At 32.7% G+C, this 14,540-nt stretch carries 14 protein-coding genes and 1 pseudogene; 13 read left to right on the top strand and 2 right to left on the bottom strand.

The annotated features are described in order from the left end of the window. Both FJU10_RS09540 and FJU10_RS19345 read left to right on the top strand, forming a co-directional pair. On the top strand, nucleotides 1-381 hold a 381-nt coding region (locus FJU10_RS09540; RefSeq protein WP_140965758.1), incomplete at its 5' end, for a M20/M25/M40 family metallo-hydrolase. Nucleotides 382-525: 144 nt separating this feature from the next. Then, nucleotides 526-1,168: pseudogene (locus tag FJU10_RS19345) on the top strand (L-serine ammonia-lyase, iron-sulfur-dependent, subunit beta). Nucleotides 1,169-2,329: 1,161 nt separating this feature from the next. Here FJU10_RS19345 and FJU10_RS19340 read toward each other — a convergent pair. Next, nucleotides 2,330-2,467, bottom strand: coding sequence for a hypothetical protein (locus FJU10_RS19340; RefSeq protein ID WP_223273011.1), 138 nt, complete (start codon nucleotides 2,465-2,467; stop codon nucleotides 2,330-2,332). A gap of 384 nt (nucleotides 2,468-2,851) precedes the next feature. Beyond that, complete coding sequence (locus tag FJU10_RS09525) at nucleotides 2,852-3,751, bottom strand: NAD(P)/FAD-dependent oxidoreductase (RefSeq protein ID WP_140965757.1); 900 nt, start codon at nucleotides 3,749-3,751, stop codon at nucleotides 2,852-2,854. A gap of 500 nt (nucleotides 3,752-4,251) precedes the next feature. Here FJU10_RS09525 and rpmG point away from each other — a divergent pair, with 500 nt between their 5' ends. The 11 genes from rpmG to FJU10_RS09465 all read left to right on the top strand — a co-directional run bounded on the left by rpmG (nucleotide 4,252) and on the right by FJU10_RS09465 (nucleotide 14,539). Next, the gene (rpmG, locus tag FJU10_RS09520; RefSeq protein WP_140965756.1) at nucleotides 4,252-4,404 is read left to right on the top strand and encodes a 50S ribosomal protein L33; all 153 of its coding nucleotides are present in this window, start codon (nucleotides 4,252-4,254) and stop codon (nucleotides 4,402-4,404) included. 15 nt (nucleotides 4,405-4,419) lie between these two features. After that, nucleotides 4,420-4,689 (top strand): 30S ribosomal protein S14, encoded by a 270-nt coding sequence (rpsN, locus tag FJU10_RS09515; protein ID WP_140965755.1) that lies wholly within the window; start codon nucleotides 4,420-4,422, stop codon nucleotides 4,687-4,689. 40 nt (nucleotides 4,690-4,729) lie between these two features. Then, nucleotides 4,730-4,846 (top strand): putative metal homeostasis protein, encoded by a 117-nt coding sequence (locus FJU10_RS09510; protein ID WP_140965754.1) that lies wholly within the window; start codon nucleotides 4,730-4,732, stop codon nucleotides 4,844-4,846. Between the two features lie 239 nt (nucleotides 4,847-5,085). Next, entirely contained in the window at nucleotides 5,086-5,478 is a 393-nt protein-coding gene (locus FJU10_RS09500) for a hypothetical protein (protein ID WP_140965753.1), read from the top strand. Between the two features lie 104 nt (nucleotides 5,479-5,582). Then, nucleotides 5,583-6,512 carry a metal ABC transporter substrate-binding protein gene (locus tag FJU10_RS09495; RefSeq protein WP_140965752.1) on the top strand — a complete coding sequence of 310 codons (930 nt, stop codon included), beginning with the start codon at nucleotides 5,583-5,585 and terminating at the stop codon, nucleotides 6,510-6,512. Between the two features lie 607 nt (nucleotides 6,513-7,119). Further along, a complete protein-coding gene (locus FJU10_RS09490; protein ID WP_140965751.1) occupies nucleotides 7,120-8,877 on the top strand; it encodes an ABC transporter ATP-binding protein in 1,758 nt (585 codons plus the stop codon). Beyond that, a complete protein-coding gene (locus tag FJU10_RS09485) occupies nucleotides 8,870-10,615 on the top strand; it encodes an ABC transporter ATP-binding protein (RefSeq protein ID WP_140965750.1) in 1,746 nt (581 codons plus the stop codon). Before FJU10_RS09490 ends, FJU10_RS09485 begins: the two co-directional genes overlap by 8 nt. 14 nt (nucleotides 10,616-10,629) lie before the next feature. Beyond that, nucleotides 10,630-11,229: an MptD family putative ECF transporter S component gene (locus FJU10_RS09480; protein WP_140965749.1), complete on the top strand. Its 600-nt coding sequence runs from the start codon at nucleotides 10,630-10,632 to the stop codon at nucleotides 11,227-11,229. A gap of 62 nt (nucleotides 11,230-11,291) precedes the next feature. Next, nucleotides 11,292-11,975, top strand: a complete 684-nt coding sequence (locus FJU10_RS09475; RefSeq protein ID WP_189372286.1) for an energy-coupling factor transporter transmembrane component T — start codon at nucleotides 11,292-11,294, stop codon at nucleotides 11,973-11,975. A 17-nt stretch (nucleotides 11,976-11,992) separates the two neighbouring features. Further along, nucleotides 11,993-13,435: an ABC transporter ATP-binding protein gene (locus FJU10_RS09470; protein WP_140965747.1), complete on the top strand. Its 1,443-nt coding sequence runs from the start codon at nucleotides 11,993-11,995 to the stop codon at nucleotides 13,433-13,435. A gap of 384 nt (nucleotides 13,436-13,819) precedes the next feature. Then, nucleotides 13,820-14,539, top strand: a complete 720-nt coding sequence (locus FJU10_RS09465; RefSeq protein WP_140965746.1) for a metal ABC transporter ATP-binding protein — start codon at nucleotides 13,820-13,822, stop codon at nucleotides 14,537-14,539. The last annotated feature ends 1 nt before the right edge of the window (nucleotide 14,540 follow it).

Here is a 14,540-nt window from a genome sequence, read left to right as displayed (position 1 = left end):
GACCATGACCGGACCCGTTTTGAAGAAAGAAAAGAACAATTATTAGCGGTTCAAGAAAGCTTGAATGCCCGCTTTGATGAACCGCGAGTGCACGTTCATCTATATGATCAATACTACAACATGAAAGAAATCATCGAAAAAGATATGAGTATCATTGATTTAGCAAAAGATGCGATGGAAGCAGTGGGAATCACTCCAGTAACAGAACCTGTTCGTGGTGGGACCGATGGGTCGAAAATCTCCTATCTAGGGATTCCAACGCCGAATATCTTTGCTGGTGGAGAAAATATGCACGGTCGTTATGAGTTCGTCTCGCTACAATCAATGATGAAGGCGACCGATGTGATCGTGAAAATCATCGAACTCAATACGCAAGCATAACCGCTGTTTCTTCATCCGTTCCAAAAATTAACTATTTTGAGCTTTTTAAATGAATACGATAGATAGCTACGAAATGTGTAAATCTGGGATTGAATGAATAGAATCCTGACCCGTTTTTTTCATTGATAAGAAAGGGGAACATTTATGGAACGATTAAATTATCTCAGTGTATTTGACATAATCAACTCATCATGGTAAGACCCAGCAATTCTCATATGGCCGGTGCTACTCGGATCGAAAAATCGTCCACAGTATTTTTGATGAACATCCAGACAGCGTATATCTTCTGTTGTATGAATCGTTTGCCAAAATCTATCGCGATCATGGAACCGATATCGCGTTAGAAGGCAGTCTTTTAGGAGTGGAGCCAGATGATACTCGACTAGCAGACTCTGTAATAATCGCCTATGAGAAAGGGATTGAAGCCTTATTCGTCCTTAAAAAAAAGAAAAAGCGGAACATCAGAATATGGTCAAGATGTTTTTGGCGAAAGGTAGTTACAAACTATCCGTCACTGGTATCTCTATTGGTGGAGGTTTAGAGATTAACGGATTAAAAATTTGCTCTGATGCTGGGTACGTCTACTTATGCAAATGTTTCGGGAGTGATCGCGAAAGTAGCCAATTTACTGTCAGATACTTAAATCAATATCGGTACTATAAAAATCACGAGAGAAGCTTTATGTGATAAGGACTTCACGATCATCGAAGTCGATCAGCGCAATGATCAACAAATACAACATATCAAAGCTGTGCCTCACTTTTACAACGCTGCGTATTTTGATTAAAGGAGGGGGGCAATTCTCTTATACAAATTTCAGAAAATGATGTACCGAGTAAAGTGAAAATAGAACTGAGTAGATAGCAAACTAGAGACCTTAGCTAAAATGAAGTGCATCCCTAATACTGAACTAAATTCAGAAATTGGGGATGCACTTCGTTTTAGCTGGAGGTGTTTTTCATTACTTTAAACTCATTTGACTTGTAATAAGACGGTTAATGCTTTAGACTTTATCATGCAACATGCATTAATTTAAGAAGAGTAATTAGGCGGTATAAGCTTGGGGAAGTGTGCCTAATACTCTTCGATTTTTATCTTATCATGATTACTATGTAATAGATATTATTGTTTAGAATATCGTCTAAAGTATTTTTATTTTTTTTTAGCATATTTATAATATTCACTTCATGACAAAAATAAATAAATCTGTCTCTCTAAAATTAGATAATATAATTTGCTGGAAATTCCTTGAATTTCAAAAGGTTTAATTGTATCATATGTTCATACCAACTAATCAATTTTCTTCATAATTGCTCTTTCGAAACTTCCACTCTATGAATAGTAGAGTGGATTTTTGTTGAATTTAAAATAAAATACCTTGTATAACGAAAATAGGCTTTTCAAAAGCTATTTTTTTCTCTTTTGGCCCCACTCTACCCGAGGGTGGGTTGTTTTATACCTTTAGCTTAGTTGGTTAGAATAGACGGTTCATAATCTTCCGGTCGTATGTTATAGTCCTGCAAGACACATAAGTATTAATTGTGAAAAGGAATCTTGCTCATTTGAGTAGAGAAACTTTTTTATTTGTGAAAACAGTTAAATTCTTAACCTACAGTGTATTATGAATCTCACCAATTCAATTTTTTCATTGTTATTCTTCTTTGAGTGAGCGTGCGACATAAATTAACTAGTTACGCTTTCCCAAAAATATGGATCACTCGTAAATCATGTGATTTTTCGAATGATTCTTGTTTTTTCTATTCATTTTGGGTAGATCCAGTATCTACGTGTCAAGAATTCATCTACTATGTCTAATTTCAATGCCGTTCCTTCGGGAATCTGTTTCATAGCATACGCTTCTCTTAGTTCTGTTAACATGGTAACCAGTTTTTCGCGATTCATTGATCGAAACGGATCGTGTTATTCTTCCAGACAAAGCTGTACTTATTCACATCCGCCAAATTTTCGTCTCGTCGACAAAAAAAGCATCATCAATGAGATTGCGGGCACATAGATACTCTGTTAGCTGATCTAAGCCTTTATTGGTCAACTCCCGTACATCATTGGATACGCAAAAAGAACCCACTTCATCATAACCCCAAAATCATACACTATTGGTCGATCCAAAAGATAGAGCTCATTGACCTGAAAGGAGTCTACCAGCTCATTTGAAAAAACAGTGATATGATTTTCTTTTGGAGAAAGAAAATGAAGTAGATAGATCAAAAGTGAGTTGATTTCTGTTATAACTAGTGTACATTTTATATAGTCCTTTTAGGATTAAATGTTGGGGCAATCGAAGCAACCGATACTCCTTTTATTTTGCAAAAAAAACCGCAAGAAATGAACGTTGACTTATCATTTCTTGCGGTTTTCTTTTATGGACTTATGTCGCAGTCTCTTTTTAATGTTCTTATCGAAGGTTTACTCAATTCAGCGTCAGTGCTCATTCTTTATTGGATACAATGTCTCAAAACCAATTATCAAATTCTTCAAATGCAATTTCTTGTACAATAACTGAAGCTGTTCGACTACCGGAGCTTGCAGCGTGAACTAATTGTTCTCCTCCGATCATCTGGATATCTCCAGCAGCATAAATATTTGGATATGAAGTTTTTCCAAAAGAATCAGTAGAAATTCTTCCGAACTCTGTTAAATCTAATGGTATGTTTTTAAGATAGTTGATTCTAGGAGTTAATGTGGGCATAAGGAAGCCGCCTTGAAAAACTAAAGAACTATTTGGGGTATGGATGGCTATCTTATCATCTTTAGAATAAATAAAATGTATTTTTTCTTCATTAATAGGGATTTTTCTCTCTTCCAATATCTGTTTCTCATTTTTATCCAAAAGATTTCCATTCGTATATATCCGTAGATTCCTACTCCAGTGAGAAACCATTGCAATAAAGTGAGTGATTTGGGGTTGCTCTGTAATTAAAGCAATCTGTTTATCTTTCAACTCCCATCCATCGCAAAAAGGACAATTAAAAAAATGTGATCCATAAACTTGGGTAATACCAGGAATTTCGGGTAATTGTTCTTTGAGACCAGATGCTAAAACAAGTCTCTGAGTATAATAAACATTTTTATTTGTTTCTACGTGAAAACCATCGTTAATTTTTTTTACAGATAAAACTGTTTCTTCGCGCAAGGTAATTGAAGAATATTTTTGTAAGTCATAAATCCCTTTTTCTTTGATGACCTGCGGTGGCAGACTATCGTTTGTTATAAAACCATGTGACTCATGAGTGACTTTGTTTCTTGCATCTAAATTATCTATTAACAGCACAGAAAGCTTTGCTCTTCCCAGAACTAAAGCTGCATTGGCTCCAGCAGGCCCCCCACCGATTACTAAGCAATCAAATTTCATTTTTCTTCCTCCCTTAAAAATATTAATTCTAAATTTTGATAAATAATTTTGATCCGGAATGGTTAATTGTTTTATGATTTCATATTTAAAAAATAAATAACGTTATTATGAAATGATTCAATCGGAAAAATAAAATATATCTTTTTTTAGATTGTTTAAATAAGTGTCATTATATTCTAAATGCGAATTATTTGCAAAAATAAAAACTAATTCTACCCAAGATATAGAAAAATACAATTAACAATAATGAATTCATAGTTAAAAATAAAATACAAAGAGTTTGTTACTAAAAAGATTTTAAAGATAGATCTTATTATATATACACGTTGGTTAATAATGATAATTGAAAAAACGGTCATATGAAAGAGTTGACATTTATTAAATAACGGTAAAATAGAAAATTACTTGTGCTCATTAATATTTTATGTTATGATTCAAACCGTAATTATTACAGTTTGGTGTTTTTAGTTTATTTTGAGTTCTTGAAAGGGGCAATGACAGTGCGGACTAATATTATCTTGGAATGTGTTGAAACTGGCGAAAGACTATATATAACCAGCAAAAATCAGCGAAATACACCTGAAAGATTAGAGTTAAAAAAATATTCACAAAAGTTACGTAGAAAATCAATTTTTCGCGAAATAAAAAAGTAGATAAGGTGAGAAGACATGGCTAAAAAATCAAAAATTGCCAAGTATAATAGACAAAAATTACTAATTGAGCAATATCGAGAATTGCGGTTGGAATTGAAAGAAAAGGGAGATTATATCGCTTTAGCTAAATTACCCAAGGATTCTAATCCTAATCGTTTGAAAAAAAGGGATATGATTGATGGCCGTCCAAGAGCTTATATGAACAAGTTTGGTATGTCGCGAATCAATTTTCGGAAACATGCTCATTTAGGTCAAATACCAGGAGTTAAAAAAGCTAGTTGGTAATTAACTTTTTAATAAACAACTTTAAAAAAGGTGGGAGAAAATGGAGAAAACGGATTTATCAAGTGCGTACCGACGACTAAAAAGCCCTAATATAAAGACAAGAAAACGTGCATTAAAAATTATTCATGATTATAAACGAAATAAGAAAAAAGCATAAGTTAGTAGTACTTTTCAATCAAAGAAGGTGAAAAAATAGCGGTGCTTGCTAGAAAAGTATTGGAAACTATGAAGAGTAATCGTCGAACACATCAAAAGTTGAAATCTTCAGGAATTCATTCCGATCCTGTTAGTGGTAAATGTAAAAAAATTTATCATGTAACACTAAAGGAATATTAGGAAAGAAATCAAGCCTTGAATAATTAAATATAATATAAGATAGAGGAAGTGAGGCGAATTATGGAAATCGTTTATCCTTCACTGATTGAAGAGACTTATCGTTATAATAAGAAATTTGATTCAAAGATCACTAAGGCAGAAATCTATCAACATTTCTATCAAATGGGCTTGATTCAAGAAAATGGTGAGCCCACGATTGAAGCGTTGGAAAAGGGATATGTTAAAGACTATACAGAAGATTGGGATGTTACCTTCTCTGAATTCCTATCAATATATCCGGTATTTAAACAGTATAATTCATCTCATTTTAAAATGATTGAACATTTCTGGGAGATGGATAGAACATTGCAAATAGAAATTTTGGAAAAGTGGGAAAATGATGAGTTCACAGAAGAAGAGATGATTGATTTAACAGCTTTTTTTGAAGAGAGATTGCCATCTAGCGACAAATAAAAAAGCGATAAAGAATAGAATTTTATTTCTATTGAATAGTTAAGAGTTAAACTATATATAATTCTAAGATGTAAAAATTTTTATAGAGATTGAAGGAAATAAACATGAAAAAAATGACATCAGTGATCCTTACGTTATTGTCAACGAGTCTATTTGCAGCTTGTGGGAATCAGGTAGAGACAACGAATAGTTCAAACGCATCGTCTGAACCAAATCAGATAGAAGTAGTTGCAACATTTTATCCGATGTATGAATTTACGAAAGCAGTAGTTGGAGAGGAGGGACAAGTTGATTTGTTGATTCCTGCAGGGAATGAACCACATGAATATGAGCCAAGTGCGCAAGACATGACTAAAATTAGTGATGCAGATGCTTTTGTCTTTAATAGTCAGACTCTTGAAAAATGGGCATCGAATGGTTTGGACTCTGTTAATCAAGACAAAACAAAAGTCATTGAAGCTGCAAAGGGTATTACCTTGTCAGAAAGTGACGCAAATAGTGAAGAAGCTGGAGAATTGGATCCTCATGTTTGGCTTGATCCGGTATTAGCGCAAAAAGAAGTGCAGACGATTGAAGAAGGATTAGCTGAGAAATTTCCTGATAAAGCAGAAACATTCAAAAAAAATGCAGATGCTTATATAGAACAACTATCTGATTTGGATGAAGAGTACCAAGCGGCATTTAAAGATGCCAAACAGCGTTCGTTTGTTACTCAACATGCTGCGTTTGGTTATTTGGCTAAAGAATATGATTTGAAACAAGAAGCAATTTCTGGAATTTCTCCTGAAGAAGAACCGAGCGCAGCAAGGCTTGCAGAGCTAAAAACATTTGTTGAAAGCAACGGAATAAAAATTATTTATTTTGAAGAAAATGCAACATCCAAAGTAGCTGAAACATTAGCTGATGAAACGGGTGTTCAAACAGAAGTATTGAGTCCAATAGAAGGTATCACACAAGAAGATATGGGCGATGGAGTAACCTATATTTCAATTATGAAAGACAATTTAAAAAGTTTAGCGAAAACAATTAAATAGAGTATTATATAATTTTTTTGCGAGAGTGAGACATATAATTTATTTAAAAATAAAGCTATTAATTAACAGGGAATTGTTTAGGTATTAATTATAAGGAAAGCGGATATTTGGTAATCAAATTTGATTACCAAATATTTTTTGAAACAAAGAATGGTAATACTTAAAATAAATTTTTAACCCCACTTTCGAAGGTCCTAGTAGGATGAAAAGATCGATAATACTTTAATATACTGCTTGGTAAGGATTATTTCAAATGGGAATGATTAATTTATAGTTATTTCTGTGAAATTAGAATCTTGTCATATACTTAACTGATTATATGTGCAATTGTATAATAGCAAGTTTATTGAGATAGAAACCCTAGATTCTAACTGAAATAAAAACTCCGATAAAAAATATAGTGGTTTTTAATATTTTTTATTTATCACTTGTTGAGAATTATTCTCAATTGGAAAAGGCTATATTTCTTTGAGTTAAAAATGAACTGAAATACAAAATATATAAACCGTAAGCAGTATCTTTATGTATGAACGCGGATGCTGCAATAGTTAGTCCGGATAATGAAAAAATAAAAAGTTAGATATTTTAGAAAAGGAAGGATGCCTAATTGGAAAATCAAACCGTTCTAAAAAAATATTTGATAAGGAAAAAAAATCTTCTTATAAGTTCAGCTTTTTTTGCTACAATTTCAACCCTTATGCAGTTTGTACCTTTTTATTGTATTTACAAAATCATTGAACTGTTGATGCTGGGAGACTATACAGCACAATCATTAATGTATTGGGGAATGTTATCTATTCTTAGTTTAATAGTTAGTTTAATATTTTTATATGCTTCGTCCATGTGTTCGCATATAGCGGCTTTTAATATTTTATACGAAATTCGTATGGATTTATTGGGGCACCTCACTAAAGTACCTATGGGCTATTTTACACAACATTCGAGTGGACAAATGATTAAAACGATTGATCAAGCAGTGGAAAAAATGGAATCTTTTATTGCGCATCAAATACCAGATATCGTTTCAGCTATTATATTTCCTGTTATTTATTTAGGTTTAATGATTGGGATCGACTGGCGGTTGGGTTTAGTCTCATTATTTCCAATCATTGTTGGTGGGGGACTGTATATAATGCTGATGGGTAAGACGTTGAAAGATAATACTGTGAAACAGTATCATGATTCATTAGAAGAAATGAACAGTAATGGTGTGGAATACGTAAGGGCTATGCCTGCAGTAAAAGTATTCAATTTGTCTGTCAATAATTTCAAAAGATTTCATCAAAGTATTCAAGATTATCGAACTTTGGTTGTTGCGTGGACAAAAAATTTCAGAGGTGGGTATATTTGGTTTACTACCTTAATCACATCAGTTGTCTTATTTGTACTACCATTTGGTGCATATTTAATAAGTCAAGACCCGCAAAATACCAACTTATCCTTGACAGTTATGCTATTTGTCATTCTTTCGTCCGGAACAAATGCACCTTTTATGAAGCTGATGTTCGCTGCTTCTACATTCAGTAATGTAAGTGAAGGAGTCCAACGTGTGGACCAAATGTTTGCTGTTAAAGTGGTTGAAGAAAAAAATACTGACAGAATGTTTGGAAACAACGGTATAAGTTATGAGAATGTACATTTTTCTTATACAAAAGATACTCCAATACTAAAAGACATTAACTTTGAATTAAAACCTAATACTATGAATGCGCTTGTAGGACCTTCTGGTGGCGGAAAGAGCACTATCGCCCAGTTGTTGTTGAGGTTTTATGATGTTGATCAAGGCTCAATAAAAATAGGCAATCTTGACATTAGAGAGGTTTCAATTGATACGCTGATGAATCAAGTATCCTTTGTTTTTCAGGATGTCACTTTGTTCAACGATACAATAGAAGCAAATATTCGAATGGGGAATAAGGATATTAGTTTTGATGAAGTGAAGCGGATTGCTAAGTTGGCACGTTGTCATGAATTTATTAAAGTACTACCAAATGGTTATAATACAAAGATTGGCGAAAAAGGAATATTTCTATCGAAAGGAGAGGCGCAACGTATTTCAATTGCTCGAGCATTGTTAAAAAATTCGCCGATTCTTGTTCTTGATGAAGCTACTGCTTATGCAGATGCTGAAAATGAAGTCTATATTCAGCAAGCGATCAATGAGCTTGTTGTAGGTAAAACGGTATTGATTATTGCCCACCGGCTTTGGACGATTCAGCATGTTGACCAAATACTAGTGTGTAATGAAGGAGTTATTGAACAAGTTGGAACGCATGAAGAACTTTTGAGAAAGAATGATTTATACGCTAAGCTTTGGAAAATTAATACAGAAACGAAAGAGTGGGGGGCTAGTTCGTATGTCTAAATTTTTCTATAATATCTCGTCTGGCAATCCAAAAAAACTTTTTCCTGCTATTTTTTGGGCGACTTTTGAATCCGTAGTACGACTAATACCTGCTGTTATTGCGTTTTATGGAATAAATGAATTATTTGAATCTTTTCGTGATCATCGCATGTTGGATATTCAGCTATTTGTTGTTCTGGGTGTATCTAGTCTCATTTGGTTTGTTTTACAAATGTATATTTCGAAAATCACTTATGATAAAGAGTATTTAGCGGCGTATGATGTGTCAGCAGAAGGAAGGACTGAGTTAGCGAACCATTTGAGGAAACTTTCCTTGGGATTTTTGGACAGACGTGATCCGGGGGATCTTACAACTATGATGTTGGGTGACTACACCCAACTCGAATCAGCAATATCCCATATGATTCCTCAAGCTGTTTCTGCAGGTATTTTGTTATTCTTAGCGTTTATTTCCTTGCTAGTAATAAATTGGCAATTAACGCTAGGTATTTATGCACTTCTGCCAGTGGTTTTGTTGATTGTTTTAATATCAAATCGCTTGATGAAAAAATTAGGTGGCAGACACATTGATGCAAAAGTAGAAAGCGCATCTAGATTGCAAGAATATCTTCAAGGTATTAAGGAAATTAAAGCATATTCTTTAGGGGGAGAAAAATTCTCAAGAATTGAAGAAGCGTTTGATCGTTTACGAATAGAGTCAATTCGTCTTGAAGGTATATTGGGACCAGTGGTTATGACAACTATCTCGATCCTACGAGTGGGGTTGCCTGTTCTTATCTTTATTGGCGGGAAATTATTGATCGATGGGCAAATTGATGAATCCGCTTTGTTGATTTTTATTGTTGTTGCTAGCCGTATCTATGATCCGTTTACTACTTTAATGATGAATTATACAGAAATGCGATACGCGATAATCAGTGCAGATCGTATAATGGATATTAGAAATCAGTCAGAGATGTCAGGAAATGATGAATTAAGCGAAGATTTTACTATATCTTTTAAAAATGTGAGCTTCTCATATAACAATGAGCAAGTACTTCATAATATAAATATGGTTATTCGACCGAAGACGATGACTGCTTTGGTAGGACCGTCGGGTAGTGGGAAATCGACTATAGTTAAATTGATTTCTCGGTTCTATGATGTGCAAGATGGAAAAATTTTTATAGGCAGCAAAAATTTAGTTGAGGTGAACCCAGATAATCTTTACCAACATATATCTATGGTATTTCAAGATGTGTATTTATTTAAAGACACAATTTTGAACAATATTCGTGTAGGCAATCAATCTGCAAGTTTTGAAGAAGTTATAGAGGCGGCTAAGAACGCGCAATGCCATGATTTTATAATGAGGCTGCCGGATGGGTATAACACGATGGTTGGTGAAGGAGGATCGACGCTATCTGGGGGAGAAAAACAGAGAATAAGCATTGCTCGTGCTCTTTTGAAAAAAACTGAAATTATTCTTTTAGATGAAGCGACAGCTGCTTTGGACTTAGAGAATGAATCAGCCGTTCAAAAAGCCATTACTAATTTAGTAAAAGATAGAACAGTTATTGTTATTGCTCATCGGTTAAATACAATTGTTAACGCAGATAAAATTATTGTTTTGAACAAAGGTAGAATACTATCAAGTGGAACACATTCTGAACTTTATAGTGAATGCGATTTATATAAAAATCTGGTAAATATGCAAACTGAATCTAAAAATTGGAAATTTTCTAGAAATGGAAATTAGGAAAAGGTGATATTATGAAAAATAAGAATAAGTTAGAATCTAAAGATTACTTAACAATCGGACTATATACAGTTGTTAATCTCGTTATTTCCATTGGTTTATCCATGCTTACAGTGCCCTTTTTAGTTTGGGCATATCCCTATGCTACAGCTTTTGTTTTATTTTTTACTTGTCCGATCTATATTCTTTTGGCTTTTAAGGTAGGAAAGAGAGGTACATTGCTTACTTTTGGAATAATCAGCGGATTATTCTACACTATTATGGGTACGCCATTTGTTTTACCATTTACAATTCTTGGTGGTGCATTAGGAGAGTTTATACTATCAAAATTTGGTGGATATAGAAATCTTAAGGCGCAAACTATTGCATATACAGTTTATAATCTTATTTATGGTTTTTGTAACTATATTATTCTCGCGTTTTCTGCCGAATATTATTTTTCAACTATGCAAATTGAAGGCGCATTGAAAGAAACGTATCTTAAATATATGACTTCACCTTTCTGGATTCTAGTTGCTGTTTTGATGTTAATTATTTCCATTATATTTGGATGCTGGTTTGGATATAATTTGTTGAAAAAACACTTCATCAAATCAGGGCTTGTTTCAAAATAAGAATAAATTTGTTGAAAGGAGCTATGACCATAGCTCCTTTCTTTTAAAAAGGTGGGTATATGATGAAAGAAATTATTGATCCAAGAATACAGTTTTTACTGTTAATTTTTCTGGGGCTTATCATTTTAATATCAGATATTAATCAATTGGCGATGCTCAATTTATTGGCTGTAATATACCTTATGTATAATCGACGTTTCTTTGCATCTGTAAAATTATTATTTTTGATTGCTATAATCATATTTTTTAATTACTATGCATCATCAACTGATTATCAGTTCTTCAAATATTTAGGATTTTTTGTGTTTCTTATTTTAAGAATTAGCCCAGTCATAGCATTCGCATCAATACTACAAGAGGTTCCTAGTGGTAAAATGATTTCGTCTTTACAAAAATTAGGAATTCCGCAAAATATATTGATCACGTTAGCTGTTACCTTACGTTTTTTTCCTATTATTAAAAAGGAAAATAAAATTATTCAATCTTCTGCAAAATTAAGAGGACTTTCTTTTAAGCAGATAAGTAATTGGTTACATCCCTTAAATAGTTTTGAATATTCATTTGTCCCTTTAATGATGCGAACTTTAAAAATTACAGATGAATTAGCGGCTTCAGCTATGACAAAGGGAATCGATTCACCACGAAAGAGAACATCTATTTATGAAAATCAATTAAAAGGATCAGATTGTTTACTTGCTGGTTGTGTTATTGCTTTTAGTGTACTTATTTTATTCATAAAGATTTAACAGGAGGATAGAGTAAAATGAAAACATCTATTCAATTAAAAAACATTTATTTTTCCTATGATGAAAATAGTAATCAGCTGAAGGATTTTAACTTATTAATTCCAAAAGGAGAATGTGTACTTTTAACAGGAGGATCCGGTTGTGGTAAAACAACAGTTACTCGATTGATTAATGGATTGATTCCTAATTATTTTGAAGGTACTCTCAAAGGTAAAATTTGTATTTCAGAAAAAAATACTTCTCAATTTGAACCTTGGGAATATGGAAGATATGTTGGTAGTGTTTTTCAAGATTCACGATCTCAATTTTTTACATCGCACGTATTAGATGAATTAGCCTTCGCATCAGAAAACTACGGGTGTTCTTCGGAAGCAATTATTGAAAGAATAAATTGTGTGATGAAAGAAAATAAAATTGAATATTTGAGAAACAGAAAATTAGAAAATCTTTCAAGTGGAGAAAAACAAAAAGTTTCTATGAGCGCCGTGCAGGTTCATGATCCGGATATCTATGTATTAGATGAACCATCAGCAAACCTTGACCACGAATCTTGTCTTATTCTTGCAAACTTATTAAACGAATTAAAACAAGAAGGAAAAACTATATTAATTGCTGATCATCGTATCTATTATTTAATGGATATAGTAGATCGTATAATTTATATGGAAAATGGTGCGATAAAAAATCAGTGGGCACTAAGTGAATTTAAAAAATTGAGTCAAAAATACCTATCTTCAATCGGAATTAGAAGTAGTTTTGTCATAGAATTGGACGATGTTATTGAAAATCAATCAAACCTTAAAACTATAAAAAACGAGTTGAATGAATCAGGAGTATTAGCGCTGAATGATCTCTCTATAAGTCATAGTGTGAGAAAGAATTCATTGATGAAGGGAATCAAATTAACTATTAAAAAAGGAGAAATTATTGTTTTAACTGGAAAAAATGGAATTGGAAAAACCACTTTAGCACAGACACTTTGCGGGTTATTAAAAGAAAAAACTGGAGAAATAACTTTTAACAATGAGAAGCTTTCAAAGAAAAAGAGAATGGAAAAATTTTGGTTTGTTTTGCAAGATTCAGATTACCAGTTGTTTTCAGATAGCGTTATTAATGAATTGCTACTAGGATTAAAAAGAACACAAGCTAACGTAGAACGTGCGGAAAAGTTAATGAAAGAACTTGATTTGGAAAATCTGAAAGATCAACATCCTGCTTCTTTATCAGGGGGACAAAAACAAAGAGTTACATTTGCAGTTGGTTTAATGAGACAGCCTGAGTATCTAATATTAGATGAACCGACCTCTGGTTTGGATGCCAGAAATATGGAGAGAATGCAAAAATTGATAAAAGAATATAGCGAGAGCGGAGTTACGTTTATAATAATTAGCCATGATTTTGAATTTGCATTGAAGTTAGGATGTAGAACAATAAATATGGATAAGTATAGAGTGGATTGAGTGTGTTTTTTATAAAACAAAAATATGAAACACTTAAAAATTTTGACTAAAAATCAATAATTTAAGAAAAGACCGTGGAGCAATGTATTGCTCTACGGTCTTTAGATGTTCCCGATTTTACCCAGCCACGTTATCTTTTAGCTAAAAACTATTGAGTATATCCGAATTAATTTCTTTGATAAAACTTTTTTACGTAATCATGAATACCATCAATATAGTTGGCGAGAAATAACTGATTTTTTATGTTTTATAAAGAATAATTTATTACGAAACTTTGAATTTAAAGGGAATATATATTGACAAAAAATATTTTTTAGGTTAACCTTAAAATTAATTAAGGTTATTTATAATGAATGGTGAATAACAGAGAAAGGACAGTAGTGAATGATTGAATGCAAAAATTTAAACGTTATATATCAAAATGAAATTTTAGCCTTGGATGATTTCTCCGTTTCTATTAATGGACCAACTATAACAGGTATTATAGGCCCAAATGGGGCCGGCAAATCAACTCTTTTAAAGGCAATATTATCAATTGTTTCATATAGTGGTGTTGTTTTAATTAATGGAGAAAACCCCAAGAAAATATTGAAAAGAATAGCGTATGTGGAACAAAAAACTGCAATTGATTTTACTTTCCCTATTAATGTGAAAGAATGTGTTTCGTTAGGAGTCTATCCAAATGTAGGGATAACTAAACGTTTAAAGAAAGATAATTGGAATCAAGTATCAGAAGCACTAAAAGCTGTTCGTTTAGAAGAATTCGAACAGCGACAAATCAATACTCTGTCAGGGGGCCAATTTCAACGTGTTTTATTAGCCAGATGTCTAGTACAAAAAGCTGATATTATTTTATTAGATGAACCATTTGTTGGGATTGATTCCGTCAGTGAACAAATAATTGTACAGATTTTAAAATTACTAAAAGAGAACGGGAAAACGATTTTGATCGTGCACCATGATTTGAGTAAAGTTACACAATATTTTGATCAACTTCTTATTATCAATAAAAAGCTAATTTCTTTTGGGCAGACAGAAGAAGTTTTTACAAAAACGAATTTAAAAGAAGCTTATGGTGATTCGATTTTTGTAGAGGAGGAGTAAA

The sequence above is a fragment of the Enterococcus sp. OL5 genome (assembly GCF_006491895.1).
GTDB lineage: Bacteria > Bacillota > Bacilli > Lactobacillales > Enterococcaceae > Enterococcus_D > Enterococcus_D innesii.
Note: the sequence above shows the minus strand (reverse complement) of the source record. Positions and strands in the feature narration are given on the sequence as shown.